Source organism: Streptomyces sp. NPDC029151, from assembly GCF_055564315.1.
Genome location: NZ_JBVHWQ010000010.1, coordinates 208,237 through 234,690 on the forward strand (window position 1 = coordinate 208,237; position 26,454 = coordinate 234,690).

The 26,454-nt window shown below is 73.7% G+C and carries 25 protein-coding genes; 11 read left to right on the top strand and 14 right to left on the bottom strand.

From position 1 onward, the window contains the following. Positions 1-85: 85 nt before the first annotated feature. Positions 86-823, bottom strand: a complete 738-nt coding sequence (locus ACZ4VF_RS31590) for an MgtC/SapB family protein (protein WP_467930271.1) — start codon at positions 821-823, stop codon at positions 86-88. 186 nt (positions 824-1,009) lie between these two features. Here ACZ4VF_RS31590 and ACZ4VF_RS31595 point away from each other — a divergent pair, with 186 nt between their 5' ends. The 3 genes from ACZ4VF_RS31595 to ACZ4VF_RS31605 all read left to right on the top strand — a co-directional run bounded on the left by ACZ4VF_RS31595 (position 1,010) and on the right by ACZ4VF_RS31605 (position 3,724). After that, positions 1,010-1,438, top strand: coding sequence for a DUF2267 domain-containing protein (locus ACZ4VF_RS31595; protein WP_467930272.1), 429 nt, complete (start codon positions 1,010-1,012; stop codon positions 1,436-1,438). A 258-nt stretch (positions 1,439-1,696) separates the two neighbouring features. Next, the gene (locus ACZ4VF_RS31600) at positions 1,697-2,101 is read left to right on the top strand and encodes an ANTAR domain-containing protein (RefSeq protein WP_467930274.1); all 405 of its coding nucleotides are present in this window, start codon (positions 1,697-1,699) and stop codon (positions 2,099-2,101) included. Between the two features lie 417 nt (positions 2,102-2,518). Further along, positions 2,519-3,724 carry an AI-2E family transporter gene (locus tag ACZ4VF_RS31605; protein WP_467930275.1) on the top strand — a complete coding sequence of 402 codons (1,206 nt, stop codon included), beginning with the start codon at positions 2,519-2,521 and terminating at the stop codon, positions 3,722-3,724. Positions 3,725-3,739: 15 nt separating this feature from the next. Here ACZ4VF_RS31605 and ACZ4VF_RS31610 read toward each other — a convergent pair whose 3' ends face one another. Continuing rightward, on the bottom strand, positions 3,740-4,297 hold the full coding sequence (locus ACZ4VF_RS31610) for a TetR/AcrR family transcriptional regulator (RefSeq protein WP_467930276.1): 558 nt from the start codon (positions 4,295-4,297) through the stop codon (positions 3,740-3,742). Between the two features lie 105 nt (positions 4,298-4,402). On the opposite strand from ACZ4VF_RS31610, the gene ACZ4VF_RS31615 reads away from it, so the two are divergent. Next, positions 4,403-5,560, top strand: coding sequence for an FAD-dependent monooxygenase (locus ACZ4VF_RS31615; RefSeq protein WP_467930278.1), 1,158 nt, complete (start codon positions 4,403-4,405; stop codon positions 5,558-5,560). A gap of 7 nt (positions 5,561-5,567) precedes the next feature. Here ACZ4VF_RS31615 and ACZ4VF_RS31620 read toward each other — a convergent pair whose 3' ends face one another. Both ACZ4VF_RS31620 and ACZ4VF_RS31625 read right to left on the bottom strand, forming a co-directional pair. After that, the gene (locus ACZ4VF_RS31620) at positions 5,568-7,004 is read right to left on the bottom strand and encodes a Fic family protein (protein ID WP_467930279.1); all 1,437 of its coding nucleotides are present in this window, start codon (positions 7,002-7,004) and stop codon (positions 5,568-5,570) included. Next, positions 6,989-7,420: an ArsR/SmtB family transcription factor gene (locus ACZ4VF_RS31625; protein WP_467930280.1), complete on the bottom strand. Its 432-nt coding sequence runs from the start codon at positions 7,418-7,420 to the stop codon at positions 6,989-6,991. The genes ACZ4VF_RS31620 and ACZ4VF_RS31625 overlap by 16 nt, the downstream gene beginning before the upstream one ends. 318 nt (positions 7,421-7,738) lie before the next feature. Between ACZ4VF_RS31625 and ACZ4VF_RS31630 the strand changes: the two genes are divergently transcribed. Next, a complete protein-coding gene (locus ACZ4VF_RS31630) occupies positions 7,739-8,809 on the top strand; it encodes an FUSC family protein (RefSeq protein WP_467930352.1) in 1,071 nt (356 codons plus the stop codon). A gap of 13 nt (positions 8,810-8,822) precedes the next feature. Here ACZ4VF_RS31630 and ACZ4VF_RS31635 read toward each other — a convergent pair whose 3' ends face one another. From ACZ4VF_RS31635 to ACZ4VF_RS31665, 7 genes are all read right to left on the bottom strand, one after another. Continuing rightward, complete coding sequence (locus ACZ4VF_RS31635) at positions 8,823-9,506, bottom strand: hypothetical protein (protein ID WP_467930282.1); 684 nt, start codon at positions 9,504-9,506, stop codon at positions 8,823-8,825. A 61-nt stretch (positions 9,507-9,567) separates the two neighbouring features. After that, complete coding sequence (locus tag ACZ4VF_RS31640; protein ID WP_467930283.1) at positions 9,568-10,086, bottom strand: molybdenum cofactor biosysynthesis protein; 519 nt, start codon at positions 10,084-10,086, stop codon at positions 9,568-9,570. 148 nt (positions 10,087-10,234) lie between these two features. Continuing rightward, a complete protein-coding gene (locus ACZ4VF_RS31645; RefSeq protein ID WP_467930284.1) occupies positions 10,235-11,428 on the bottom strand; it encodes a PP2C family protein-serine/threonine phosphatase in 1,194 nt (397 codons plus the stop codon). A 190-nt stretch (positions 11,429-11,618) separates the two neighbouring features. Further along, a complete protein-coding gene (locus tag ACZ4VF_RS31650; protein WP_467930286.1) occupies positions 11,619-12,470 on the bottom strand; it encodes a lysozyme in 852 nt (283 codons plus the stop codon). Positions 12,471-12,563: 93 nt separating this feature from the next. Next, entirely contained in the window at positions 12,564-14,420 is a 1,857-nt protein-coding gene (locus ACZ4VF_RS31655; protein WP_467930287.1) for a M1 family metallopeptidase, read from the bottom strand. A gap of 247 nt (positions 14,421-14,667) precedes the next feature. Next, complete coding sequence (locus tag ACZ4VF_RS31660) at positions 14,668-15,324, bottom strand: maltokinase N-terminal cap-like domain-containing protein (protein WP_467930288.1); 657 nt, start codon at positions 15,322-15,324, stop codon at positions 14,668-14,670. Positions 15,325-15,522: 198 nt separating this feature from the next. After that, on the bottom strand, positions 15,523-17,139 hold the full coding sequence (locus ACZ4VF_RS31665; protein WP_467930290.1) for an adenosine deaminase family protein: 1,617 nt from the start codon (positions 17,137-17,139) through the stop codon (positions 15,523-15,525). A 343-nt stretch (positions 17,140-17,482) separates the two neighbouring features. Between ACZ4VF_RS31665 and ACZ4VF_RS31670 the strand changes: the two genes are divergently transcribed. Both ACZ4VF_RS31670 and ACZ4VF_RS31675 read left to right on the top strand, forming a co-directional pair. Beyond that, entirely contained in the window at positions 17,483-17,719 is a 237-nt protein-coding gene (locus ACZ4VF_RS31670; protein ID WP_356162066.1) for a DUF5133 domain-containing protein, read from the top strand. A gap of 138 nt (positions 17,720-17,857) precedes the next feature. Further along, a complete protein-coding gene (locus ACZ4VF_RS31675) occupies positions 17,858-18,775 on the top strand; it encodes an SGNH/GDSL hydrolase family protein (protein WP_467930291.1) in 918 nt (305 codons plus the stop codon). 46 nt (positions 18,776-18,821) lie between these two features. Here the strand turns inward: ACZ4VF_RS31675 and pgm are convergent, their stop codons facing one another. The 3 genes from pgm to ACZ4VF_RS31690 all read right to left on the bottom strand — a co-directional run bounded on the left by pgm (position 18,822) and on the right by ACZ4VF_RS31690 (position 23,081). After that, positions 18,822-20,462: a phosphoglucomutase (alpha-D-glucose-1,6-bisphosphate-dependent) gene (gene pgm / locus ACZ4VF_RS31680; RefSeq protein ID WP_467930292.1), complete on the bottom strand. Its 1,641-nt coding sequence runs from the start codon at positions 20,460-20,462 to the stop codon at positions 18,822-18,824. Positions 20,463-20,553: 91 nt separating this feature from the next. Next, positions 20,554-21,372, bottom strand: a complete 819-nt coding sequence (locus ACZ4VF_RS31685; protein WP_467930294.1) for a chitosanase — start codon at positions 21,370-21,372, stop codon at positions 20,554-20,556. A 173-nt stretch (positions 21,373-21,545) separates the two neighbouring features. After that, the gene (locus ACZ4VF_RS31690) at positions 21,546-23,081 is read right to left on the bottom strand and encodes an MFS transporter (RefSeq protein WP_467930354.1); all 1,536 of its coding nucleotides are present in this window, start codon (positions 23,079-23,081) and stop codon (positions 21,546-21,548) included. A 186-nt stretch (positions 23,082-23,267) separates the two neighbouring features. Between ACZ4VF_RS31690 and mgrA the strand changes: the two genes are divergently transcribed. The 4 genes from mgrA (at position 23,268) to ACZ4VF_RS31710 (ending at position 26,434) form a co-directional block, all read left to right on the top strand. Further along, positions 23,268-24,308 carry an L-glyceraldehyde 3-phosphate reductase gene (gene mgrA / locus ACZ4VF_RS31695; RefSeq protein ID WP_467930295.1) on the top strand — a complete coding sequence of 347 codons (1,041 nt, stop codon included), beginning with the start codon at positions 23,268-23,270 and terminating at the stop codon, positions 24,306-24,308. Positions 24,309-24,426: 118 nt separating this feature from the next. Next, a complete protein-coding gene (locus tag ACZ4VF_RS31700; protein WP_467930296.1) occupies positions 24,427-24,609 on the top strand; it encodes a hypothetical protein in 183 nt (60 codons plus the stop codon). A 110-nt stretch (positions 24,610-24,719) separates the two neighbouring features. Next, positions 24,720-25,205 carry a cation:proton antiporter regulatory subunit gene (locus ACZ4VF_RS31705; RefSeq protein ID WP_467930297.1) on the top strand — a complete coding sequence of 162 codons (486 nt, stop codon included), beginning with the start codon at positions 24,720-24,722 and terminating at the stop codon, positions 25,203-25,205. Positions 25,206-25,210: 5 nt separating this feature from the next. Further along, a complete protein-coding gene (locus tag ACZ4VF_RS31710; RefSeq protein ID WP_467930299.1) occupies positions 25,211-26,434 on the top strand; it encodes a cation:proton antiporter in 1,224 nt (407 codons plus the stop codon). Positions 26,435-26,454: the final 20 nt, after the last annotated feature.

Below are 26,454 nucleotides of genomic sequence, written 5' to 3' on the forward strand. Positions count from 1 at the left end.
GCCGGGCGAGCGGAGCCCGCCGTGCGTGGTGCGGGGGGCCGCCCTTGCTCGTCCACGGCGGCGGCTATTCGTCGTCCGTGGGCGGCTATTCGTCGTCCGTGGCGGCGGTCAGCTCGACGTCCAGCACTCCGTCGTCCAGGAACAGCTCCGAGGCGAGCCGCGAGGGGTCTTCCGTGCCCTCCAGCTGCAGCAGCACCCGCGCCGCGTCGTCGGTGCGGCCGGGCAGCCGCTCCACCTTGACCCGCACGATGCGGAAGCCGCGCCGGGTGCAGGCCTGCATCAGCCGCGGCAGCAGCGCCGAACCGGTCCGGTAGGTCAGGCGGGCCTCGAAGGCGGCGGTCGCCGTGCCGGGTACCAGGCGGGAGGTGAGCCGCGGGTAGCCCCGCACCACCAGGAAGTGCAGCGCCGTCACCGCCACCGCGAGCACGGGCAGTCCACCGCCGCAGGCCATGCCGACGGCGCAGGTCAGCCAGACCGTGGCAGCGGTGGTCAGGCCCCGTACGGCGTCCCGTCGTACGAAGATGAGCCCGCCGCCGATGAAGCCGATCCCGGAGACGATCTGCGCCGCGACGCGGGAGGGGTCGAAGGAGACGTTCTCCAGGCCGAGCACCGCGGTGAAGCCGTGCTGGGACACCTCCATCATCAAGGCGCTGGCGATACCGACCAGGGTGTGGGTGCGCAGCCCGGCGCTCTTCTGCTGCGCCGCGCGCTCCCAGCCGATCAGGCTCGACAGCAGCAGCGCCAGGCCCAGTTCGGCCAGCTGTCTCGGTCCCTGTCCGTTGTGGACGTCCCACAACGATGCCGCCAGTGCCGCCTCCGCCATGCGCGCCTCGCTCGTCGGATCCGTCGGTCTCCGCTGCCGACGCGTACCCAGCGACGGGCGGCCGACGCGGGCGGGCCCGGTCTCCTGTCCCCGGTGACCGGGCGCGGCCGCGGGGTACTCGACGAGTGCCGCTACGCCCGGGTGACGGGCGTACCGTCAGCACTTCGTGCGGAAGGGACCGGTCTCATGCGGCACGACGAGATGATCGGAAAGGTGCAGGCGCTGGCCCAGCTCCCCGACCGGGGCACGGCCGAGCGGGCCGCGCACGCGGTCGTGAGCACGCTGTCGGAGAGGCTGCCGTCCGGGCTCGCCCGGCACGTGGCCGCCCAGCTGCCGCCGGACATGGCGGCGGCCATGCGGGAGGCCGCCGACGCGTCCGCCGCCCCGGACTCGGGTACGGCCGGGGAGCGGTTCGGGCTGACCGCCTTCGCCGGGCGCATAGCCGTCCGGGCGGCCACCGACGAGGACACGGCCCTGCGGGAGGCCGCGGCCGTGATGGAGGTACTGGACGCCGCCCTCGCCCCGGAACTGACGGAGCGGATGGCCCACGCGCTGCCCGCGGACATCCGCGAGCTGCTGCCGGTGGAGCGGGCGGCGCAGGACGTCGAAGGCTGAGGACCAGGACGTCGGAGGCTGAGGACCGGCGGACGGACGGGAGACGGACGGAAAGCGAAGAGCGAGACGGGACGGAGAGCGGGACGAGAGGAAAGCCGAGAAGGAAAGCAGGGCGGAAGGCGAGGGGTGCCGGGCGCGACGCGGACCCGGCAGCGCGGCCGGAGCGTGACCGGCATCCGTGACGGCTGATTCACTTCGTGTGCATGCGCTCACCGGGGGCAGGCGGGACAGTGACGCCCCCACTGGAAAAGGTGCTCCATGGCCTTCTTCGCCCTCTCCCGGCACCAGCCGCTGGTCCTGCTCTCGGCCACCGACCTGGCGACGGAATACCACCGGTTGCAGGAGGAAAACCGGCAGCTGCAGCGCGCCGTGACCTCGCACGCCCTCATCGACCAGGCCATCGGCGCCGTCGTCGTGCTGGGACGGATAGCTCCGGAGGAGGCCTGGCGGGCGCTGCGGGACGTCTCCCAGCGCACCAACGTCAAGCTGCGGACTGTCGCCGAGCACATCCTGGACTACGCGCGGGGCGGCACTCTTCCCGAGCCCGAACGGGTCGAACTCGGGACGGCGATCATCCGTTACCGCCGGTGCGGCGAGACGCCCGCGGTGCTCAGTGACGACGGCGTAACCGGGCCGGGCGGCGGTGCCGGGGCCGACGGATAGCCGTCGGCCGCAACAGCCACCGGTCCTCGACCCGGTCCAGCCCGTACAGCAGCAAACCGAGCCCCGGGAGCAACACGAGTGCGACGGTGATCACTGGAGGCTTCCTCCCTGCCGACGACACCTGGCGAGTGCCCCTGACCCGGTGACCGATCCGCGGCGCGCGTGAAGGTCCTGTGAGCGGATGGCACCGCCGCTCCCCGGGCGGCACCCCCCGCTCCCGCCCGCCCGAGCCCGGCCGGCAGGCCCCTTGGCCGGAAGCCGCTCGCCGTCCCGCCGCCAGGGCCGCCCGGGTCCCGCGGAGACCCGCCTGGTCGCACGCGGGTGCGCTGGGCGCGCCGCATCGCCGTCGCGCGCTTACGGTGCTGTGGAGGTGACCGGCCGCCACGCGGGCGGGCGCGGGCGGAGAGGAGGCGGGGCGTGGTGGGCGATGCGCGCCGGCCGACGGCCGGACGGCGTGGCCGGCGCCGGGCCGCGGGTGTGGTGCTGGGCAGTCGGCCGGCGTACTCCGTGCGACTGCCGGCACCGCCCCGTCCGGAGCCGCCCGCGGAACCGGTGGCGGTGCCGCCGGCCGAGCGGACGGTGCCGTGGTTGCGGGTCGCGGCCGCCTACGCCTGGCGGCTGATCGTGGTCGGCGTCGGCGTCTACGGCGTCTTCGTCGTCCTCGGCAGCTTCCAGCTCATCGCCGTCGCCCTGTTCCTCGCGCTGGTCGTGACATCCGTGCTGCGCCCGCTGACCGATCTGCTCGCCCGGTTCCTGCCACGGCCACTGAGCGTGGCGGTGGCCCTGGTGGGCAGCCTGGTGCTGCTGCTGGGCCTGCTCGCGCTGGTCGGCAGCGAGGTGGCGGGCGAGTCGACCCGGCTCGCCGGTGAGTTCCAGGGCGGCGTCCGCCGTATCGAGAAGTGGCTGCGCCGACCGCCGTTCCGGCTCGGACCGGGGGCGCTCTCCGCGCTGGAGGGCCAGGTGACGAAGTACGTCGCCGCGCACCGCGAGGCGCTGCTGAGCAGTGCGGTCAGCCAGCTGGGCCGGGTGGTGGAACTGGTGACCGGCGCCGCGCTGGCGCTGTTCGCCTCCGTCTTCTTCCTGTATTCCGGCGAGCACCTGTGGGGATGGGTGAGCGAGCGGTTGCTGCCGAGCGGGGCCCGGCCGGTGTGGGACCGGACGGGGCGGGCGGCGTGGCGGACGTTCTCCGGATACACCCGCGGCATCATCATCGTGGCCGGCACCAACGCCGTACTGGTCGGCGTGGTCCTGCTGGTACTGCGGGTGCCGCTCGCGCTGCCGCTGACGCTGCTGGAGTTCTTCGCCGCGTTCGTCCCGCTGGTGGGTTCCCCGGTCGCGCTCGGGGTGGCCACGCTGGTCGCGCTGGCCGGGAGGGGGCCGCTGACGGCGGCGGGTGTGCTGATCCTGATCGTGGTGATCGGCCAGCTGGAGGGGCACGTGCTGCATCCGCTGGTGATGAGCTGGGCGGTCCGGCTGCATCCGCTGGTGGTGGCGGTGTCGGTCATCGCGGGCAGCATCGTCGCGGGTGTGATCGGTGCCGTCGTGGCGGTCCCGCTGGTCTCGGTCGTCTGGGCGGTGCTCGGCGCGGTGCGCTCGATGCCGCCGCCGGCGGCCGAACCCTGACCCCCTGACGCCGGCTCAGCGCAACGCGGCGGCGACGAGACCGCGGATCTCCTCCTCCCGGACGTCCCCACCGTGCACCAGACGGTCGAAGACCAGCCCGTCCACGCAGGTCAGCAGGGTCACCGTACGGTCCTCCGGATCCGCCACCCCCTGCGCGGCGAGGAACGCGCGCACCACCCGCCGCCCCTGGTTGTCGCGCGGTACGAGGATCTCGCGCAGCTCGGGGAGGTGGGCGCTCTCGACGGCGCAGGCGTAGCGGGCGAGGGACCGCCGGCGGCCTTCGCCGGTGAGCCGCGTCCGGATCAGCTCGGCGATGCCCGCCGCGAGTTCGTCGGCGCTGCGGGGCACCGGCGTGCGGGCCCCGGTCTGCTCCAGCTCCTCCTGGTCGAGCGCCACCAGCCGCCGGACCAGCGCGGTCAGCAGCGCCTGCCGGGTGCGGTAGTAGGCGGAGGTGGTGCCGGGCGGCAGCTGCGCGGCCCGGTCCACGGCGCGGTGTGTCAGTCCCCGCATGCCGCTGTCGGCGAGCACGGCGATCGCCGTGTCGGCGAGGAGAGTACGTCGGTCTGTGGCCACCCCCTCTTTCTACACCCGGCTTCTACGTCTGTAGAACGCCGCGCTAGGGTGTTTCTACAGGTGTAGAAGCCAGGTGTGAACCGCAGAGGGACGAAGGGGGCCGGCATGGGTGGTACGGCGGTGGTGGTCGGGGGCGGTATCGGCGGGCTGGCCGCGGCCCTGGGGCTGCGGCGGATCGGCTGGGAGGTCCGGGTGGTGGAGCGGGCCGCCGTCCTGGCCGACGCGGGCGCGGGCATCTCCCTGCACGCCAACGGGCTGCGCGCGCTGGACGCCGTGGGCGTGGGCACCGAGGTCCGGGCGGCGGCACGGCCGCAGTACACGGGCGGCACCCGCACCCCGAACGGGCGGTGGTTGGCGCGGATGGACGGCAGGCTGCTCGAACGGGAGCTGGGCTCGCCCATCGTCGGCATCCCGCGCGCGGTCCTGCACCGTCTGCTGCGGACGGCGCTGCCCGCCGAGTCCCTGCTCGTCGGCGCGACCGTGGACACGCTCGACCTGTCGGCCCCGGACCGGGTGGGCGTGCCCGTCGGGGACGGCGTCCTGGACGCGGACCTGGTCGTCGCGGCGGACGGGGTGAACAGCCGGCTGCGCGGGCTGCTCTTCCCGGACCATCCGGGTCCGGTGTACGGCGGTTCGACGGTGCTGCGGGGTATCACGGACGGCCCGGTGGAGGTGCGCACCGACTTCGAGCTGACCTGGGGGCCGGGGGCGGAGTTCGGGCACATCGGGTTCGCCGACGGCCGCGCCGAGTGGCACGCGGTGCTCAACGCGCCGCCCGGGGTACGCCACACCGACCCGCTCGGCGTGCTGCGCGAGCGCTTCCGCGACTGGCACGAGCTGATTCCCACGCTGCTCGCCGCCACCCGTCCCGAGGCGGTCCTGCACCACGACATCCACGAACTGGTCACACCCCTGCCGGCGTTCTCGGCCGGACGGGTCGCGCTCCTCGGCGACGCGGCCCATGCCATGACACCGCACCTCGGACAGGGTGCCTGTCAGGCCCTGGAGGACGCCGCCACGCTGGCGGCCGCGCTCGCCGGGGAGCCGTCGGTCGGCGCGGCACTGGCCCGGTACGACGCCGAGCGCCGCCCCCGGGCCCAGTCGGTCGCCCGCGCCGCCCGGCAGGCCGGCCGGATGGGCCAGCGGCTGTCCCACCCACTGGCCGTCGCCCTGCGCGACACCGGTCTGCGCCTCGCCCCGTCCCGGGTGACGGTGCGGGCGATCCTGCGGCACGCCGACTGGACCCCGCCGAGCCTGGTGTGACCGGCTGCTAGGAGCCGCCTGCGGCGCTGCGGCGGGTCTCCGTGAGGTGGAGGTCGACGTACCGGGCGAGGGCCGGTCCGTCCCCGGGCTCGTCGGCCTGGAAGGTGACGCGCCGCAGCAGGCCGACGTCGTCGAGGGCGACACCCTCACGGGCGAGGACGAAGACCAGGGTGAGGAAGGCGGACCGGGCGTTGCCGTCGGCGAAGGGGTGGAAGAAGCAGACGTCCAGGTAGGCGCGGGCGGCCCGGGCGGTCAGCGGGAGGGGCCGTCCGGTGCCGCGGGCGCTCTCGGCCAGGCAGGCGTCGAGGCGGACGCGGGTGTCCGGCCCGATGCCGTAGCGTTCCCGGCCGCGCTTGGCGAAGGCGGGCAAGGTGCGCAGCGGCGGCGGCTGCGGGGTGCCCAGGACGTGCTGCTGCCAGCCCTGGATCAAGGCGAAGTCGAGCGGGGCGCCGCGCCTGGCGTCGGTGCGCAGCCGCTCCAGGGCGGCGAGCAGGCCCTGGGCGCGGGCGGGGTCGAGGGCGCCGTCGAAGGCGCGGATGTCCTCGGCCGCTCCGTCCCGGGCCGGGATCACCGGCCCGTCGCCCCCGCCGTCCGGGGCCTCGTGCCACGGCACGGCCGCGCGCACGGCGAGCCAGCGCCGCAGGTGGTCCGGGACCGGCCCCCCGGCCGCCACGCCACCGCCCCCGCCATCACCGTCGTTGCCGTGGCCGTCGGTTCCACCGCCGTCGCCACCACCGTCGTTGCCGTCGCCGTCACCGTCCGGCGGCAGTGAGCGGGCGAGCCGTTCGGCGACGTCCTCGACCAGCTCCGCATCGGGCCCGGTCCAGCTCGCGAACCGGCCGCCGATCGCCTCCTCGACCAGCTCGCCGGCGATAGCGGGTACCACGCCCCGGCGGGCGAGGAACCAGGTGAGGACCTGACGGCAGTGCCGGTACCAGCCGCTGCCGCAGCCCGTGCGGTCGGCGACGTACAGGATCAGGTCGTGCGCGGCACGCCTCCCAAGGGCTCCCCGCTCCCCGGTGTCCAGCGGGTGGGCGTCGAACCTGACGGCCAGGCTCTCCAGCCACTCCCGCCACTCGCACAGCGCCGCCACGACCCGGTCGAGTGTCTCCTCCGGGGTGGTGACCGAGTCCTCGGGGCAGCACCAGCCGCCGATCGGCCCACCGTCGAAGTCCCCTTCGTCGCGCGCCCAACGCCAGCCGGCGGCCCAGGGACCGTAGTGCTCCACGAGGGCCTGCGTCATGGCGTGGGTCCAGGGTGCGGCCTCGTGCCAGCTCCAGTCGCCCAGGGCCGGGTCGCCGTCGGGGACGCCGGGGCGGCGTGGCACCCGGCGGGCCGGTCCGAGCGACCGCACCACCGCCCCCGCCGACACGCTGTCGAAGGCATGCCGGGCGGGATCCACCTCGTCCCAGGTCAGCAGGGCCGGGGTCAGGTCGACTCGCACCGCGTGCACCTTCCCTGCCGCGAGGCCGTGCCGGACGGGGTCTCGTCCGGGAGGCCGGCGTCCGCGCCGTCGCTCAGGCCGAGGCGCAGGTGCTCGATGTGGTGGACGGCCTGGTCGAGGAGTGCGGCGGCATGGCCGTCGTAGAGGGCGTAGATCACCGAACGGCCCTGGCGGCGGCCGACGACCAGGCCGAGATCGCGCAGCAGCCGCAGCTGGTGCGAGCACGCGGACTGCTCCATGCCCACCTCGGCGGCGAGTTCCGTGGACGGGCACGGACCCTCGCGCAGCCGGGCCAGGATGAGGAGCCGCGACGGGGCGGCGAGGGCCTGGAGGGTGGCCGCCACGCGCGTGGCGCCGGCCGCGTCCAGACGCGCGCGACGAACCGCTGTCCGTGCGGGAGTTGCTCCATGACCCATGTCGGTCATCATATAGATGACACTTGAACAGTTCTTCATATATGTCTGCACGCTGCCACCGTCTCCCGGCGTCCTCGGCCCCGAGGCCTCCGCCGGTCCTCGCCGGCCCGAACGGGCTGCGGCCGCCACGCGAGGCCGCCTGGACGCGGGCGGCAGTCGGCGGGCACCCGGCAGCCCGGACCCGCGCGGCGAGCTGCCGGACAGGTGGCATGAACCGGTGCCGGAAGTGGCACCCGGGTCGCCGTGCGTGTAATACGACTGACCTGGGAGGCCGTCCGGCGGGACCTGTCGGCCGGGGTGGAAGCGGCGCGGCGGGCCATGGCGGGGCCGGGCCGGGAACGAGACATGGCCGTCCAAGCGGTGAAGGCGGCGCTGGCCGCGTGGGTGGCCTGGGCGGTGGCCGGCTGGTGGCTGGGGGCGCCGGTGGCGTTCGTCGCGCCGTGGGTGGCCGTCGTCCTGGTGGAGTCGACGGTGTACCGGTCCATCGCGCACGGGCTGCAGCAGCTCGGCGCGATCGCGGCGGGCACCGTCGCGGCCACCGCGGTCGGACTGGTGCTGCACGGCACGGTGGCCGCGATGGCGGTGGTGCTGCCCCTCGTGATGCTGCTGGGGCAGTGGCGGCGGCTGGGCAGTCAGGGCATCTACGCGGCCACCGGCGCCCTGTTCGTCCTGACCAACGGCTCCGTCACCATCGCCACCTCCGCGGCGCGGCTCGCCGAGGCCCTGTTCGGGGCGGTGGTCGGCATCGCCGTGAACGCGCTGGTCCGGCCGCCGCTGTATCTGCGCGACACCCGTGCCGTGCTGCGGGACGCGACCGAGGAGGCCCACGACATCCTGCACGCCGTGGCCGACGGTCTCGCCGCGGGACGCTGGGACGCCGAGGAAGCCGGCGACTGGCACCAGCGCGCCCTGCGTCTGCACGGGCTCGTGGAACAGGCCCGCTCGACGATCGAGTGGGGCCGGGAGAGCCTGCGCGCCAACCCGCGTCGCCGTACCGGCCCCTTGCCGGAGCCGGGCAAGGGGTACGACGACGCCCTCCTGGTGCTGGACTACGCGGCCGTGCACACCGCGGAGGTGACCCGGACGGTGCTGGAGGCCGCCGCCGAGGACCGCCCGGCGCCCCGGCCGCATCCCGCCCTCGCCCGCCGGTACGCGGAGTTCCTGTGCCGGACCGCCCGCGCACTGCGGCTGTACAGCCACAGCCGGTTCGGCGACGAGTGCGAGGACGAGCTGCGCGAGGCCGTGGCGGAACTGCGCGGCACGCTGGGCGAGCTGCGCCGGGACCTGGTCCGCTCCACGACGGACGATCCGGACCAGGTCGCCACCTTCGGTGCGCTGCTCACCCAGGCGCACCGGCTGACCGACCAGCTGGCCGCCTCGGGCGGGTGAGCGCGGCCGGGGGTCAGTCGACGGTGGCGCCGGCGAGGACCGCGTCGACGTCCCGGTCGAGCGACGGGTCCGCCTCGCCGGTGGTGAGCCCGAGCAGGAAGGAGGTGCGCGCGCCGTGGATCGTGACCACGGTCATCTCCAGGCGGGCTGTGCCGTCCTCGCCCTCGATCCGCAGCACGGCTGTGTGCGCCGGCTGGCCGTCCAGGGTGGTGGCGTGCGACTCCTCCAGGGTGGCGGGCCTGTCGGGGAAGAAGAACTCGGCGTTGGAGCGGGCGGCGGACTCCGTCGTCCGCTTCAGGCCCGCGCGGGGCACGGTCTGCCCGGCACGGCCCGCCAGGACGGTGCCGCCGCTCTTGCTCGCGGTGGGGGTGTTGCGGATCTGCGAGGAGAAGGCGCCGATCAGTTCCCTGTCGTCGGCGGCGTCGTGCTTCCAGCCGTCGGGGACGCCGTAGGAGAGGCCGGCGCGGGTGTCCGTCACCCGGGGACGGCCGGCGAGCGGCCCGTCCTCCCCGCCGCGCACCCACCACACGGCCGCCGCCACGCCCGCGACGACCAGCAGCAGCGCGATCACCCCGGCCACCACCGCCCGCCGCCGGGACCGGCCCGGCGCTGGCTGCGGCTGCGGCTGCGGCTGCGGCTGCGGGTCGGGGTACGGGTGGGCGGAGTACGGCGTCGGAGAGGGTGTCGGCGTTGTCATGCCCTCAGCCTTCACGATCTCCGGGGTGCGGCGCCTGAGTCGTCGTACTCATGCGTCGCACTCATGTGGTGCCGTGCGCGCCGTCCCCTGCCTCCCGCACCCCGAACACGGCGGGCCCCACCGCGAGGACGCCGTCGGTCAGCGGCCGGCAGCGCACTCCCCCGCCGCCGCGCAGGGCACGCTGGGCGCCGGGGCCGAGAGTGGTGTCCATCCAGGCGCAGGGCCGGGCGGCGCTGCGGACCTCCAGGTCCACCGGTCCGGTTCCGCAGTCGAGGAAGACGGTCCGGCCGATGTAGGCGTCGATGTCGACGCCGCGCAGCAGCACGGTGCGCCGGGTCCGCAGCAGGTCGGCCGGGTACGGGCCGGCCTGCGGGAGCCGCTCGGCCGCCATGAGGGTGATCGAGGCGTTGCGGTGGGCGGGGTGGTTGAAGTACCGGTCGCCGACTATGCCGAGGCCCGCCCGCACCTCGGCCGTCGTCACCAGTTCGCCGGGCGGCAGTTCGGGCAGGCCGTCACCCGGCCGGCCGGCGAGCCGGTGCACCGGGGACACCAGCAGCTGGAGGATCTCGACGTGCGGCACGCGTCGAGCCTAACCGGCGCTGCCCGCCGGCTCGCCGCGGGTGCAGCGCGACGACCGTGGGAACCCGCCCACGAGCAGACTGACGACCGCGGCCACGAGGGCTGGCAGGGCCGCCCCGCCGACAGCGGCCGGCCGGGGACGGGGCGGTTCAGCGGTCCGGCTGCCACTCGAACATCAGGATCGTGGCGTCGTCGCGGAGCCGGCTGTCCTGGGAGTCCAGCAGGGAGTGGATCAGGCGTCTGAGGGTCTCGGGCGCGATCTCGCCGGTGGTGCTGGCCCGGATGACGTGGTCCGCGAACCGCTCCAGGCCCAGCATCCGGCCGTCGGCCGTCCGGGACTCGGTGACCCCGTCGGTGTAGAGCAGCACCCGGTCGCCGGGCTGGAGCCGCGTCTCGTGCACCCGGCGGTCCCGTGCGGACAGCAGGGAGCGCAGGCCCATGGGCGGGTCGGCCTCGCGGGTCAGCGCGTCGCCGATCAGCCGCTGGTCGCGGATCAGCAGCGGCGCCGGGTGCCCGCAGTTGCTCCATTGCAGGACCCCGCTGGTGAAGTCGAGCTGGGCGAGGACGCCGGTGCAGAACTGGTCCGGCAGCCACCGGCTGAGCGCCTCGTCCACGCCGTCGACGAGCGAGCGCAGGTCGGCGTCGGTGCGCCGGGCGTTGCGGCAGGCCGCGAGGGCCACCGCGCTGGTCAGCCCGGAGAGCAGGTTGTGCCCCATGGCGTCCAGGACGACGGCGTGCAGGGCATGGGTGGTGAGGGAGTGGTCGAAGGCGTCGCCGCCGATGTCGTAGGCCGGTTCCAGGACGGCGGTGGAGACGACCTGGCCGTTGCCGATGGTGCGGGGCGGCAGGAAGGCCCTCAGCATCTCGGCGGGCAGGCGCATGGCCTCGGTACGGGTGCGCCGTACGAAGGAGTCCATGTAGGTGCGCTTCGAGGTGGTCATCATCGCCAGGAGGGCGGCGAGGGCCCGGCCCTGCCGCAGGGAGGTGGCGGTGATCACCTGTGCGTGGACGGCGAGCACACCGAGCCGTTCGGCGCCGTCCAGCAGCGGGAACCAGGCGGTCATGCCGTCCCGGTCGGACTCCTCCACGCGCAAGGACTGGGTGCGGTAGCACCACCCGGCGAGCGAGTCGTCGATGGGCAGGCTGGCGGCCACGTCGGTGAGCGGGACGAGGTGGCGCTGCTGGAGGTCGGCGAGGTAGACCACGGCGTGCGACAGGCCCAGCGACTTCGCGCAGTGGGCCACGGCGGTCGTCAGGTCCAGGATGCAGTTGGCGGGATCGGCGAGGAACTCCTCCAGCGGGGCCCCGCTCTGCTCTGCCGTCACCTGGCCATCACCACCCATCGTCCTGCTCGCAGTCTCCCCGCCCGGCCCGCACCACGCAGTCCGGGCGGACCCGGACGGGCGGCGCGGGCGCGCCACCGCGCCGGCCCGCCCCACCGTCCGCGGTGCCGTGGTCACGGCCGCTACGGCACCCTCACGCCGCCGTGCACACGCTGACGGTCGCGGGCGGACAGGCCGGGCTGACCGCCCGTCACCCGTCGACCGTGGCGGAGGGGTCGCCGGCGAACTCCCGCAGGCCGTTCTGGGAGCCGTTGAAGCGGTCGTGGTCGCCGACCGTCGGCCCGCTGGAGGTGTACTGCCACATCGTGTACGAGGTCCAGCCCGAGGGAAGCGGTCCGGCGGTGGAGGCGTAGCGCGCGATCCACAGCGGGTTGTCCTGGGCGAAACCGGCGTAGTCGCCGGTGCACTCGGTCCACCAGCTGGTGGCCGTGTAGATGACCGCGTCCCGGCCGGTACGGTCCTTGTAGCGGTCGAGGAAGGCGCGGATCCAGTCGACCATGCCGCTCTGCGACTTGCCGTAGCAGTCGTCGCCGTACGGGTTCCACTCGACGTCGAGGGCGCCGGGCAGGGTCTTGCCGTCGCTGGACCAGCCGCCGCCGTGGTCGACGAAGTAGTCGGCCTGGGCCGCACCGCCGGTCGTGTCCGGGGTGGCGAAGTGGTAGGCGCCGCGGACCATGCCGATGCCGTACGAGCCGTCGTACTGCTGGGCGAAGTAGGGGTTGGTGTAGTAGGTCCCCTCGGTGGCCTTGGTGTACGCCCACTGGGTGCCGCTGTCCCACAGCGTCTGCCAGTCGACGTCGCCCTGGTGGCTGGAGACGTCGACGCCCTCGGTCTGGGAGGCGCGGGCGTCCGGAGGTCGGGTGCCGGTGTCGCCGTCGTGGGCGAGGACGCCGATGCCCATGTAGGCGCTGCCGCGCTCGGGTGCGCCCCCGGCCGGCCGGGGCGCGGCCGGGGGGCTGGACAGGAACAGGAGCAGGCCGGTCAGGACGCCGGTGAGACAGAGGCGGGACCGGCCGCGGGAACGGGATATGGGGATTCGCACGTTCCCATCTCACCCGGGGCCGGGTCGTCCCGCACCCCGGGTACCGCCCAACGAAGCCGTCCGCGGCCGGTGGTTGACCCATGTGGGTGTCGCTCAGCCCTCGATGCGGTGCTGCGTCCAGAAGGAGGTCAGGTCCGTGGTCGTGGCCGCCTGGGCGGCCGCCTTGAACTCGGCCGTGGTGGACACGCCGTACCAGTGGGCGCTCGCGTAGTCCTTCAGCAGCTTGGCCATGGCGGTGTCCCCGAGGACGCGCCTGAGGTCGTGCAGGGCGCACTTGCCGTAGCCGTAGACCACGGTGGAGTACCGGGAGGAGTGCGCGTCCCAGTACGCCATCGGGTTGCTGATCTTCTCGGCGCTGGAGGCCCAGGAGACGCCGCTCCAGCAGTTGCTGCCGGTCTTGCCGAGGGCGAGGTCGGTCGCGTAGTCGGTGAACGCCTCGTCCAGCCAGGGGCTGGCGTACTCGTCGTCGCCGACGATGCCGTACCACCACTGGTGGCCGATCTCGTGGGTGAGCGCGGTGGTGCTGACCAGGTCCAGGACGAAGCCGGGGTACTCCATGCCGCCGAACCAGTAGTTGTTGTCGATGACGGCGTCCAGTTCGCCGTACGGATAGGCGCCGAACCGGGCGGCGTGGGCGTCGACCGCGGTTTTGGCGGTGGAGAGCATCGACTGGGCGCTGGAGGAGCTGATCCCCGAGACGGAGTAGACGTTCACCGGGACGCCGGCGGCCGAGGTGCCGGAGATCTTGGTGAAGGGTCCGGCGGCCCAGGCGAAGTCACGGACCTTGGCGGCGGTGGCCGTGGTGACGGTACGGCCGCTGGAGCCGGGGGTGTCGGTGGAGGTGCCGGTGGCCGGGACCAGCAGGGTGCTGGGGTGGTCGAGGGTGACCTTGAAGTCGGCGGCGAGGGAGTAGAAGGACTCGCCGTTGTTCGTGTACGGGTCCAGGTGCCAGCCGGCGCCGTCGCGTACGGCGAGGACGGGCAGGGCGTTGCCGAGGAAGCTGAACGCGCCGTCGTGGCCGAAGCGGTCGGCGCCGCTGGGCACGGTGATGCCGAGGTCGAAGCCGATGGTGGCGCTCTGGCCCTGGGCGAGCGGGCCGGGCAGGTCGATCCTCAGCGCGGTGCAGGCCACGGAGAGGGCGCCGGCGGTGCCTCCGGTGACGTTGCCGACCTTGACCGGCATCGCGTCGCAGCTGCCGTGGTAGTTGTCCCACAGCCGCAGGTACACCTCGCCGAGCGCGGTGGCGGAGGCGTTGGTGAAGGTCACGCTCTCGTGCCCGGTCCAGGCAGTGCCGCTCGTGTCGCTGCTGAGGTTCACGGTGTACGCCGGAGCGGCCGGGGTGCGGGTCGCGTCGGTGCCGGGCGGCGTGGAGCCGCCGGAGGTGTCGAGGGCGATGTCGTCCAGGACGAAGCTGGTCTGGAGGCTGGAGTCCTCGGTGCCGGTGAAGGACAGGGTCACCGTCTGCCCTGCGAAGGCGGAGACGTCGATCGACTTCTGGACGTAGCCGGTGTTGTCGTCCAGGTTCGAGTAGGTGGCGAGCGTGGTGCCGCCGATCTTCGCCGTGAGCTTGTCGTAGGCGATGGACGAGGTCGTCTCGGCGGTGTCGGTGTGCAGCCAGAAGGTGAGGGTGGCGGCGGCGCAGCCGGAGGGGATGGTCACGCTCTGGCTGAGGCTGTCGGTGCGGGTGGTGCCGGCGCCGTCCAGCCAGGCGTAGGAGCTGCCGCCGTGGGGGGTCTGCCCGGAGCGGCTGGTGATGACGGTGGACGAGGAGGCGGTCCAGGGTGAAGTGCCGCTCTCGAAGCCGCCGTTGGTGACCACCTGGGCCGGAGTGCAGGCGGCGGGGGCCGTGGCCGGCGCGGCGGTGGCGGGGGTACCGGGGAGCACCAGGGCGGCCACCGCGGCGACGGTCAGCGCGCCGGCGCCGAGGGCCTTGTGGGGGATCGGTCTCACACGCTACTCCTTCGTGGCGGCCGGGATCCCGGCCTGCTCGAAAGGCCGCCGGTCCGGCCGGGGTGCGCCGGGACGGCCGCGGACGGGGCCCCCGCGACCTCGGTGCGGGGATGCCCGTCGCCCCCTCATGGGGTCAGGGCGGCGACTGCCGAAAGAGTGACAGATTTGACCGGTCCATGCCAGGCCGCGGAGCGGGGTGACGCCGCCCCCGCACCGCTCCTGCCGGTGCGCGGGGCGGCGCCCCCGGTCAGGCGGCGCGCAGCGTCATGAACACGGCCCGCAGCCGGGTGCCGTCCGGACCCTGCCAGCCGCTCGCGACGTGTCCGAGGGCGTCGCGCGACGGCAGCGGCGGGTCGTCGGTGACGGGCGTGAGCACCCGGTGGACGTGCAGGACCGCGCCCCCGGGCACGACGAGGCGGGTGCCGTCGCGGTCGTCGGCCGGCTCGGGCGTGAAGCCGGCCAGGTCGAGGGGGGCACCGCCGTGGGAACGGGTCACCTCGTGGTCGGGGGTGTCCGTGACGCTCTGGGCCATCGCCTGCGCCCTGCCCTCGATCAGCGCCAGCAACTCGGCGGCCAGCACCGGGTCGTGGAAGCCGTCGTAGACCCAGCGGCTGCCCAGCACCCCGTGCTCCATCGTGCCGACGAGGGCGTCCTCGGCGCCCTCCAGCGGCGCACCGCGGTAGGTGAGCGGCGCGAGGTAGGCCGTGCGCTGCGGGGCCGACGTGTCGGTGGCCACCATGAACTCGATGCCCACCTCGCCCTCGGGGTCGTCCAGCCGGAACCCGCCGGACTTCTCCAGCACGGGGGCGTCCGGGCCGCCGCGGTACCAGGGGCGGGTGGGCAGCCAGTCGGTGAGCAGTTCGAGCTTGGTGGGCTTGAGGGTGGTCTGGTGGATGACGGCCATGCCGGCGGGTGCCTCCCCGTGCTGCGGATGCGGACCCCGCCCAGCCTTCCACACCACCGGCTCCGGGCCCCGCCCCGGGGCCGGGGGCCGGACGCCGGGACGGGCCGAAAGAGGCGGTCCCGGCGTCGGCCTGGGGGTTTCATCCGGACCGGCCGAGGTCCGCCGCACCCGACGCGGCACCTCGCCGCGTCAGGGGCGTCAGCTCCTGTGGGTCGCCTCGAAGGCGAGGAACGCGGCCTCCTGACGCCATTCCAGGCGAGCCTTCGCGCTCCGGGTGAGCAGGTGGCGGCAGGCCGCGCCGCGGACGGGGAGGCCGGGGTGCTCGGAACGGCAGGACGCGACCCTCTGGTAGCCCTTGGCGGTGGGGTTGCCCTGCCACAGGCTGGCGCCGGGCAGGAAGCCGTACTCCAGGGAGGCGCGGGCCAGGTCCTTCAGTTCGGGGTAGCGCAGGCCGTAGGTCGCGGCCGCGTACTGGTACTCGTGGCTGATGTCGATCCGGGAGACCCCGGGGTCGTCCGTGGCGAGGACGACCGGGACGCCGTAGCGGCGGTAGGTGCTGAAGGGGTGGTCGGCGCCCTTGACGCCGAGGATCTGGGCGTTGCTGGAGAAGGGCACTTCCACGGCCACCTCCCGGTCCGCCATGGTGCGGGCAGTGCGCCGCCAGTGGTCCTCGTGGACGAGGTCGACGCCGTGCCCGACCCGCTCGGTCCGCGCCACCTCCACCGCCTGCCTGATGTGGAACTTCAGGTCCTTGGGCTTGACCAGCCCGGGCCGCAGCTCCCCGGCGTGCAGGGTGACATGAGCCTTCGGGTACTTCGTGCGCAGGTAACCGATCATGCGCATCTGCAGGCTGTAGTCGCGCAGAGAGCCGTCCCCGTCCTCGGGCTGGACGAGGTTGACGGCGACGAACCGCGGGTCGGCCTCGGCCAGCCGCATCCCGAGGGCCAGCTGGGTGAAGACCCGCTCCGGCGAACCGCTCCGCGACGCCTGGGAGATCCAGCGGACGGTGAGCCCGCAGGCGGGCCTGGCCCTCGGGGTGCCGCAGTGCTCGGTGGCGCGGAACTCGGCGTCGCCGTCGTCGGCCTCCTCGCGGGCCTCGGCGACCAGCCTGTCCAGCTTGCCGCCCGCGACCAGCCTGCGGTGCAGGGTGGCGAGGTCGTCGTCCCAGCCCACCTGCGCGGCCAGCTTCTTCGCGCCGTCGGAGGCGGGGGTGACCATCGTCTCCAGGTAGAACTGGTTGTTGCGTACGACGGTGTCGGCGACCTCGGCGAGCAGCCTGCCCCGGTGCCGCCAGGTGACCTCGCCGAACTTGCCGAAGGTGTCGAAGAAGTGGTCGTGCCCGTTCTCGCCGGGCGGGAAGTCCTCCATGGACCAGGCGCGGACCAGCGCGGCACGGAACGCGCGGTCGGTGCGCGCGTCGGCGGCGGGCCGGGTGCCGGGGCCGCAGGGCGGGGCGACAGCGGTCAGCGTGGCGGTGTCGACGCACAGCCCGTCCTCGGCGGCCGCCTCGATCAGGTACTCCGTGGACACCGCCCCGGAGAGGTGGTTGTGCAGGTCTCCGCCCTTGGGGAGCTGCCGGAAGAACGCGCGCAGGGCCTGGGGCCGGTCGTGCAGGGAGCGGAGGCGGGCGTCCGTACGCGCCTCGGCCTCCGTGACCGGCCGGGGCGGCGGCGCGGCGGACCGGTGCTCCCGCTGCGCCGGCTGGGCGGCGGCGGGCAGGGCGGACAGCAGGGACAGAACACCGAGAACACTGAGGGTGCCGAGCGCGGCCGGAACGACCCGGCGGCGCACGGCACTTCGACGTGGAAGGCTCACAGGGGCATGATCACGGAAGGATCACGGCGGCAGGCCCCGATCCGCCCGATCACGGCCGGAGAACACCCGACCGGGTGATGCCCCCGACCGGCGACGCCCCCGCCCGCCGCCCCGGCCCGCCGCCGACCCGGCTCACCGCCCCGTGCCCCGGCCCGGCCGCCACCCGTGGTTCACCCCCGTCACCCCCAGCCCGCCACCACGTGCCCCGGCGCACGCCGCCCACCCCGTCCCACGACCCTGAACCCCCGCCGCGCCACGTGCCCGAGGCGGAACGCATGCGCGGCCACTCCGCGGGTATTCGGGCCTGCGTCTTCGTCCATCGGCGCCCCCAGGGAGCGGAAACATGCTCATGGCACACCCCGCGGTACTGCAGGACCTCATCGCCCAGTACGAGGCTCTCGTACTGCTCGGGGCGGAGGACAGCACGCCCCAGGCCCGGCAGCGGCTCGCCGACGTGTCGTACACGCTGTGCGTGGCCACCGGCACGCGGGATGTCGACATGGCGCTGATCGCCGCCCGCCACCGCCTCTCCGGGGCCCGCCCGGAGGACGACTCGCTGCTCCAGGCGTCCGGCGCCTGAACCGGCCCGGCCGGCACACCGGTTGCCTCCCCCCTCCCCTGAACTCATCGCGTCCCGCTTCTGGTCGGCGCGGCCTACCGGACGGTATACAGGCCCGGTCGGCCGCGCGAGGGCCGCGCGGGACCAGGGGGAGGATGCATGGCGCACGACACGCGTCCGGCGGACGGGGCGAGGGGCCGGCGGCGGGCCGCCGCGCTCGGGGCGGCACTGGGCGGCTGCGCCCTCGTGGCCGCCGGCACGGCTCCGGCCACGGCACACCCGGGCGGCCCCGGCCCCACGACCGCCTATGCGGCGCTCGGCGACTCCTACACCTCCGGCCCCGGCATCCCGGCACAGGTGGACGCCGCCTGCGGGCGCTCGGACCACAACTACCCCTCGCTGGTGGCCGCCAGGCGGCAGGTGTCCGCGTTCACGGACGTCAGCTGCGGCGGGGCCACGACCGCCGAGATGTGGCGGACGCAGGGCACCCACCCGCCCCAGCTCGACGCCCTGGACCGGCACACCGACCTGGTGACGCTGCAGATCGGCGGCAACGACGTCGGTTTCGGGACCATCATCGGCACCTGCGCCCGGCTCGCCGCGCAGGACCCGGCGGGCAACCCCTGCGAGCGCTCGTACCGCGCCTCGGGCCACGACGAGTTGACCCTGACGATCGCGCGGACCGCGCCGAAGGTCGACCGGGTCCTGCGGGCCGTGCACGCCAGGGCGCCGCACGCGCGGGTGGTCGTCGTCGGCTACCCGGACCTGCTGCCCGACGACGGCAGCGGCTGCTCCCCTCAGGTCCCCTTCGCGCAGGGGGACTTCCCCTATCTGCGGGACACCGAGAAACGGCTGAACCTGATGCTGCGGCTGGTGGCCGCCGTGAACCGGGCCGAGTTCGTGGACACCTACGGCCCCACGGTCGGTCACGACATGTGCAAGGCGCCCGCCGACCGCTGGATCGAGCCGCTCCAGCCCGCCTCGCCCGCGGCACCGGCCCATCCCAACGCCAAGGGGGAAGAGGCCATGGCGCGGGCCGTAGTGGGCCGGCTGGACCGCGGGCGCGGACGGGGCTGATCCGTGGGGGGCGGCCCCGTGACGGAGGCCGCCCCGCGCGGTGCGCTCAGCCGCCGAGCGCCCCCAGCACCACCGCCTGGGCCTCCTCCTGCACCCGGGCGAGGTGGTCCGCGCCGAGGAAGGACTCGGCGTACACCTTGTACACGTCCTCGGTGCCCGAGGGGCGGGCGGCGAACCAGGCGTTCTCCGTGGTGACCTTGATGCCGCCGATCGCGGCGCCGTTGCCGGGCGCCTCGGTGAGGACGGCCGTGACCGCCTCCCCGGCCAGCGTGTCCGCGGTGACCTGGGCCGGTGACAGCTTGCCGAGCAGCGCCTTCTGCTCGCGGGTCGCGGGGGCGTCGATGCGGGCGTAGGCGGGGGCGCCGAAGCGGGCGGTCAGCTCGGCGTAGTGCTCCGACGGGGTCTTGTCGGTGACGGCGGTGATCTCGGAGGCGAGCAGGGCGAGGAGGATGCCGTCCTTGTCGGTGGTCCACACCGAGCCGTCGCGGCGCAGGAAGGACGCGCCGGCCGACTCCTCGCCGCCGAACCCCAGCTCGCCGCCGGCCAGTCCGTCCACGAACCACTTGAAACCGACCGGCACCTCGACCAGCCGGCGGCCGAGGTCGCCGGCGACCCGGTCGATCATGGTGGAGGAGACGAGGGTCTTGCCGATGCCGGCGTCGGCCGGCCACTGCTCGCGGTGGCGGTAGAGGTAGGAGATGGCGACGGCGAGGTAGTGGTTGGGGTTCATCAGGCCCGCGTCCGGGGTGACGATGCCGTGCCGGTCGGCGTCGGCGTCGTTGCCGGTGGCGATGCGGAAGCGGTCGCGCTGCTCGATGAGGGAGGCCATCGCGTACGGCGAGGAGCAGTCCATGCGGATCTGGCCGTCCCAGTCCAGCGTCATGAACCGCCAGGTGGGGTCGGTGTGCGGGTTGACCACGGTCAGGTCGATGCCGTGCTCTTCGGCGATCCGGCCCCAGTAGGCGACGGAGGCGCCGCCGAGCGGGTCGGCGCCGATCCGCACGCCGGACGCGCGGACGGCGTCCAGGTCCAGCACGGCGGGCAGGTCGCCGACGTACGTGCCGAGGAAGTCGTACCGCCGGGTGGTGTCCGCGGCGAGCGCGCGGGCGAACGGCAGCCGGCGGACGTCCTTCAGGCCGCCCGTGATGATCTGGTTGGCGCGGTCCTGGATCCAGGAGGTGGCGTCGGAGGCCGCCGGGCCGCCGCTCGGCGGGTTGTACTTGAAGCCGCCGTCGGCGGGCGGGTTGTGCGAGGGGGTGACGACCACGCCGTCGGCGAGGCCGGCGGTGCGGCCCCGGTTGTGGGTCAGGATCGCGTGGGAGACGGCGGGGGTGGGGGTGTAGCCGTCCGCGCTGTCGATGAGCACGGTCACCTCGTTGGCCGCGAACACCTCCAGCGCGGTGGCCCTGGCGGGCTCGGAGAGGGCGTGGGTGTCCGCGCCGAGGAAGAGCGGGCCGTCGGTGCCCTGGGCGGCGCGGTACTCGCAGATGGCCTGGCTGGTGGCGGCGATGTGGTCCTCGTTGAAGGCGCTCGCGAGGGACGAACCGCGGTGCCCCGAGGTGCCGAACGCCACCCGCTGCCCCGGGTCGGCGGGGTCGGGGTGCAGCGTGTAGTACGCCGTGACCAGCCGGGCCACGTCGACAAGGTCCTGGGGCCCGGCCGGCCGGCCGGCGCGCTCGTGCGCCATGAGTCCGTTCCTCCGCTTCGGTGGGTCGTATCGCTCACCACCCATCTTTCCCCGTCAGGGGCGCACCGTGCGAGTGCGCCCCCTGCTCAGGTCAGCCGATGTGGTAGCCGTCCCCGTACACCTTCCAGTCGAGCGGTGTGTTCAGGTCGAGGTTGCCCTTGCGCAGGAAGACCCGCTGCGCGGTGTCGACGCGGCTGGTGTCGCTGTGCGCCTCCTCCTGCTTCATGGCCCAGACCCGGGCGTCCAGGAAGGCGTCGAGGTAGGCCGTCTCGTTGCCGCCCTGGGCCGGCGGCTTGGCGGCTCGCAGGGCGCGCGCCCGGATGTTGCGGAAGCTGGTGGGGTCGTCGCCGTCGCCGTGCATGACGAGGGCGTCGTAGTAGGCGAACTGACCCAGAGCGCGCAGCCCGTCGGCCTTGCCCCGGGTGACGGCGGGGTCGAAGTAGACGCGGTCGCGTTCGTCGTTCTGGGCCTGCTGGAAGGCGGTGTCCTGGGCGGCCCTGCGCCAGTCCCCGGGGTAGCGGGGGTCGAGGCCGTCGTGCGAGTCGGTGCCGTTGACCCTGCGCAGGGCGGGCAGGTACGGGGCGAGGACGTTGCCGGGCCTGCGGTCGGTGTAGAGCCGGACGAGGTCGAGCATGTCGCCGGTGCCGGAGCAGAAGCCGATGATGCCGGCGGTGTAGCCGCGGCCGTCGCCTATGTCCTCGATGTACTTGTACTGGGCCTTCCAGTCGAGCGAGGAGTTCTCCGCGCTCGACACCAGCTTCATGGCGATCTCCTTCTTCGCCGGGTCGTCCAGACCGGGCGCGGCGGCCGAGGCCGTGCGGTCCCGGGCGACACCGACCAGGACGGCGGAGGCGGCGGCACCGAGCCCGGCGACGACGGTCCGGCGGGAGAGGCGGTTTCTGTTCGGCACGGGGGCTCCAAGGCGAGGTGGGGGGTGGGGAGTTGCCCATTGGTAGGAAAGTTTCCTGTCAAACACCCGGGCCGGTAACCGGTCGGCAAGAAGTTCGTACGATCGAACAACCCCCACGCGACCGGTCCCCACGCTCCCCCGACGTCTCCCCGAAGCCCCCGGAAGCCGGCGGCTCAGCCCTGCCGCGCCCCCTCCTGCTGCCGCGCGACAGCGTACAGCTCCTGCGAGGTGGTGATGAGGTCGCGCTGCTCCTCGCGCGAACCGACCATCGGCTGCGACCCCTTGAGGGGGACCTGGGCGCTCTCGGGCAGGAAGCGCACGGTGATCAGGCCGATGGCACCGGCCAGCATCAGGTAGTAGGCGGGCATGAGGTCGTCGCCGGTCACGCCGACCAGCGCGGCGGTGACCAGCGGGGTGGTGCCCCCGAAGGCGGCGACGGCGAAGTTGAACCCGATGCCCATGGCCGCGTAGCGGACGGCGGTCGGGAACAGGGCGGGCAGGGTCGCCGCACTGGGCGCGGCGAAGCAGGCCAGCAGCGTGGCCAGGAGCAGCACCCCGAGGATCGGGGGCCAGGTGCCGTCGGCCTTGATCAGCAGGAAGGCGGGCACGGCGAGCACGATCATCGCGGCGGCGGCGACGGCGTAGAGCGGTCGCCGGCCCACCCGGTCGCTGAGCCGGCCGAGGAAGGTGATCAGGACGACGATCCACACCATGCCGACGAGGACCAGCAGGTCCGCCGAGCCGCTGGAGCGGTGCAGGGTCTCGGTCTGATAGGTCGGCAGATAGCCGGTGACCATGTAGTTGGTGACGTTGTAGAGCAGCACCAGGCCCATGCAGAGGAGCAGGGGCCGCCAGTGGTTCCTGACGATGTCCTTGAACTCTCCGCCCGCCGACTCCTGCGCCAGCGCCTTCTCGTGGTCGTCCAGTTGCTGCTGGAAGGCCGGGGACTCCTCCAGCTTCATCCGCATGTACAGGCCGATCACGCCGAGCGGTCCGGCGATCAGGAACGGCACGCGCCAGCCCCAGGACAGCATCTGGTCGTCCGTCAGGGCCAGGTTCAGCGCGGTGACCAGTGCCGAGCCGAGGGCGTAGCCGACGAAGGTGCCGAAGTCGAGCCAGCTGGAGAGGAAGCCGCGCCGGCGGTCCGGGGAGTACTCGGCGACGAAGGTGGTGGCGCCACCGTACTCGCCGCCGGTGGAGAAGCCCTGGACCATGCGGGCCAGCAGGAGCAGCACGGGCGCGGCGATGCCGATGGTGGAGTAACCGGGGATGACACCGATGGCGAAGGTGCCCAGCGCCATCATGATCATGGTGGTGGCGAGCACCTTCTGCCGGCCGACCCGGTCGCCGAGCGGCCCGAAGACCAGTCCGCCCAGCGGCCGTACCACGAAGGCGGCGGCGAAGGTCGCGAACGAGGAGATGACCTGCGCGGCCGGGGAGGCGCCGGGGAAGAACACCTTGCCGATGGTGGCGGCGAGGTAGCTGTAGACGCCGAAGTCGAACCACTCCATGCAGTTGCCGAGCGCGGAGGCGCCGACGGCGCGCCGGAGCAGCGGAGGCTCGACGACCTGGACGTCGTCGGCACGGAAGGCCCGTCGGTTGCGGCGCAGCCTGCGGGTCAGTTCTTCCCGGACCTGGCGCGGCAGCCGGGCCACGGCCGCCGGTACCCGCTGCCTGCCGCGGGTCTGCTCTCCCCCACCGGACGTCACACCACTCACGGACGCCTCCTTACTCTCGCTGCTGATCACCGCCTGCCCCTGTGGCCGATTAAGAAACGGAACCGCTCAATCCCATCCGGGACGGCGGTTGGACTTGCGTCGCTCCAGGAAGCAGGGTGGACGGGCCCGTGCGCACACGCAGGGGCGATCCCTACCGCACCACCCGGAGAAGACCCGATGACGTACGTCGCGGACCCCGCTCGCTACGACGGCACCATGCGCTACCGGCGCACCGGCCGTTCCGGACTGGACCTCCCGCTCCTGTCCCTGGGCTACTGGCACAACTTCGGCGACGACCGCCCGTTCGAGACCCAGCGCGAGATCGCGCTGCGCGCCTTCGACCTCGGGATCACCCACCACGACCTCGCCAACAACTACGGCCCGCCCTACGGCGCGGCGGAGCTGAACTTCGGACGGCTGCTGAAGCGGGACCTCGCGCCCTACCGGGACGAGCTGGTGGTCTCCACCAAGGCCGGCTGGGACATGTGGCCCGGCCCCTACGGCCAGGGCGGCGGCTCCCGCAAGTACCTGCTGGCCTCGCTGGACCAGTCGCTGAGCCGGATGGGCGTGGACTACGTCGACATCTTCTACTCCCACCGGCTGGACGCGAGCACGCCGCTGGAGGAGACCATGGGCGCGCTCGACACCGCCGTCCGCCAGGGCAAGGCGCTGTACGTCGGCATCTCCTCCTACGACGCCGAGCGCACCCGTCAGGCCGCCGCGATCCTGCGCGACCTCGGCACCCCGCTGCTGATCCACCAGCCGTCGTACAGCATGCTCAACCGCTGGATCGAGACGGACGGCCTGCTGGACGCCGCCCAGGAGGAGGGCGTCGGGGTCATCGGCTTCACGGCGCTGGCCCAGGGCCTGCTCACCGGCCGCTACCTGGACGGCGTCCCGCAGGACTCGCGGGCGGCGCGCGGGACGTCCCTGGACGCCTCCTGGCTGACGGACGACCTGCGGGACCGGCTGCGCGCCCTGAACGGCATCGCGGCCCGGCGCGGGCAGACCCTCGCCCAGCTGGCGCTGGCCTGGGCGCTCCGGGACGAGCGGGTGACCTCGCTGGTCATCGGCGCCTCCCGCGTCGAGCAGCTGGAGCAGAACGTCGCCGCGCTGGAGAACCTGGACTTCAGCGAGGAGGAGCTGGCCGAGATCGACCGGTACGCGACCGAGGGCGGCGTCGACCTGTGGCGGGACGCCCGACTCGGGAACCTCTAGAGAGATGTGACCCAGGTCACAGACATCAGGGAAAAATAGGACATAATGGGAGTCACTCGGACACCGTTGTCATCCCTTTCCCTGTGACCCTCCAGCACCTCAAGGAGCCGTTCACCGCATGGCGTACGGAGCCCACGGCAGCCCCCTGCTGCCTCCCCACCCCGACCTGGCCCTCGCCCGCGACTGCGAGCAGTGCCTCGGCTGGGGAACGGTCGTGACCCGCGACGGGAACCACGAACTGTGCGACCTGTGCCAGCCGGACCCCGCCGCCGGCGAGGACACCGCCCCCTCCGGCTCATAGCGCTCCACCCCCCTGTCCGCCCGAACGCCCTGCCTCCGGCGATCGCCACCAAGGTAGGGTTCGGCTAAAGGTTTCACCAAGAAACGTTCAAGCCGGACAGGGGGGCAGCCATGAGCGCCGCACGCACCAGCAGGACGCCGTTGCCGGGAATCGGCGTCCGGTACGACCTCACGACACGCGAGCACCGCCATCTGTCGGTGGTGGCCCACCGGGACGGCTCCCGCACCGTGAGCGCCTACCGGCGCGACGATCCGGACGCCTGCGCGCTCTCGGTCCACCTCACGGGCTCCGAGGCGGAGGCCCTGGTGGACGCCCTGAAGCCGACCCACCACAGCCCCACCCTGCTGTCCACGACGGAGCTGGGCCTGGTGGCGGAGCGGATCGAGCTGTCCGGCGCCTCGCACTGGAACGGACGGCTGCTGGGCGAGACCCGGATGCGCACCGAGACCGGCGTGTCGATCGTGGCGGTCCTGCGTCGCGCGGAGGCGACCCCCTCCCCCGGCCCCGGGTTCCGGCTGGCCGGCGGGGACACGCTGATCGTCATCGGCACCCGGGAGGGCGTCGAGGCGGCCGCCGCGATCCTCGGGCGGGAGTGAGCCGGATGCACTCCTCCGCGGTCTTCCTCATCGAGTTCGGCGCGATCATCCTGTGCCTCGGACTGCTGGGCCGGCTCGCCGCCCGGCTGAGCTTCTCCCCCATACCGCTCTACCTGCTGGCCGGGCTGGCCTTCGGCGAGGGCGGTCTGTTGCCGCTCGGCACCAGCGAGGAGTTCGTGGCGATCGGCGCCGAGATCGGTGTCGTCCTGCTGCTGCTCATGCTGGGTCTCGAATACACGGCCGGCGACCTGGTCTCCAACCTGAAGACGCAGTACCCGGCCGGGATCGTCGACGCCACCCTGAACGCCCTGCCCGGCGCGGCCATGGCCCTGCTGCTCGGCTGGGGCCCGATCGCCGCCGTCGTCCTGGCCGGCATCACCTGGATCTCCTCCTCCGGCGTCATCGCCAAGGTCCTCGGCGACCTGGGCCGGATCGGCAACCGGGAGACACCGGTGATCCTCAGCATCCTGGTGCTGGAGGACCTCTCCATGGCGGTCTACCTGCCCGTCGTCACGGCCCTGCTGGCCGGGACCGGCCTCGCCGCGGGCAGCGCCACGCTGGCCGTCGCGCTGGGGGTGGCGGGCCTGGTCCTGCTGGTGGCGGTGCGCTGGGGCCGGCACATCTCCCGGTTCGTCTCCACCGACGACCCCGAGAAGCTGCTGCTGGTCGTGCTCGGTCTGACCCTGGTGGTCGCCGGGGTCGCCCAGCAGCTCCAGGTGTCGGCGGCGGTCGGCGCGTTCCTGGTGGGCATCGCCCTGTCCGGGGAGGTCGCCGAGGGCGCCCACCACCTCCTGGCACCCCTGCGGGACCTGTTCGCCGCCGTGTTCTTCGTCTTCTTCGGCCTGCACACCGACCCGGCGAGCATCCCCCCGGTCCTGCTGCCCGCGCTGGCCCTGGCCGTCGTCACCGCCCTCACGAAGATCGCCACCGGTTACTGGGCGGCCCGTCGCGCGGGCATCTCGGCCCGCGGCCGGTGGCGGGCCGGCGGCACCCTCGTCGCCCGTGGGGAATTCTCGATCGTCATCGCGGGGCTGGCCGTCACCTCCGGCATCGACTCCGACCTCGGCCCGCTGGCCACCGCGTACGTCCTGCTGCTGGTGGTCCTCGGCCCTCTGACCGCCCGGTACACCGAGCCGCTCGCCCTCCGCCTGACCGGCCGCCGGGACCGGCCCACCGCACCGGAGGCTGCGCCCCGGGACCAGGAGGACGCGGCGGTCACCCGCTCCTGACGGCCGCACGGCCGGGCCGT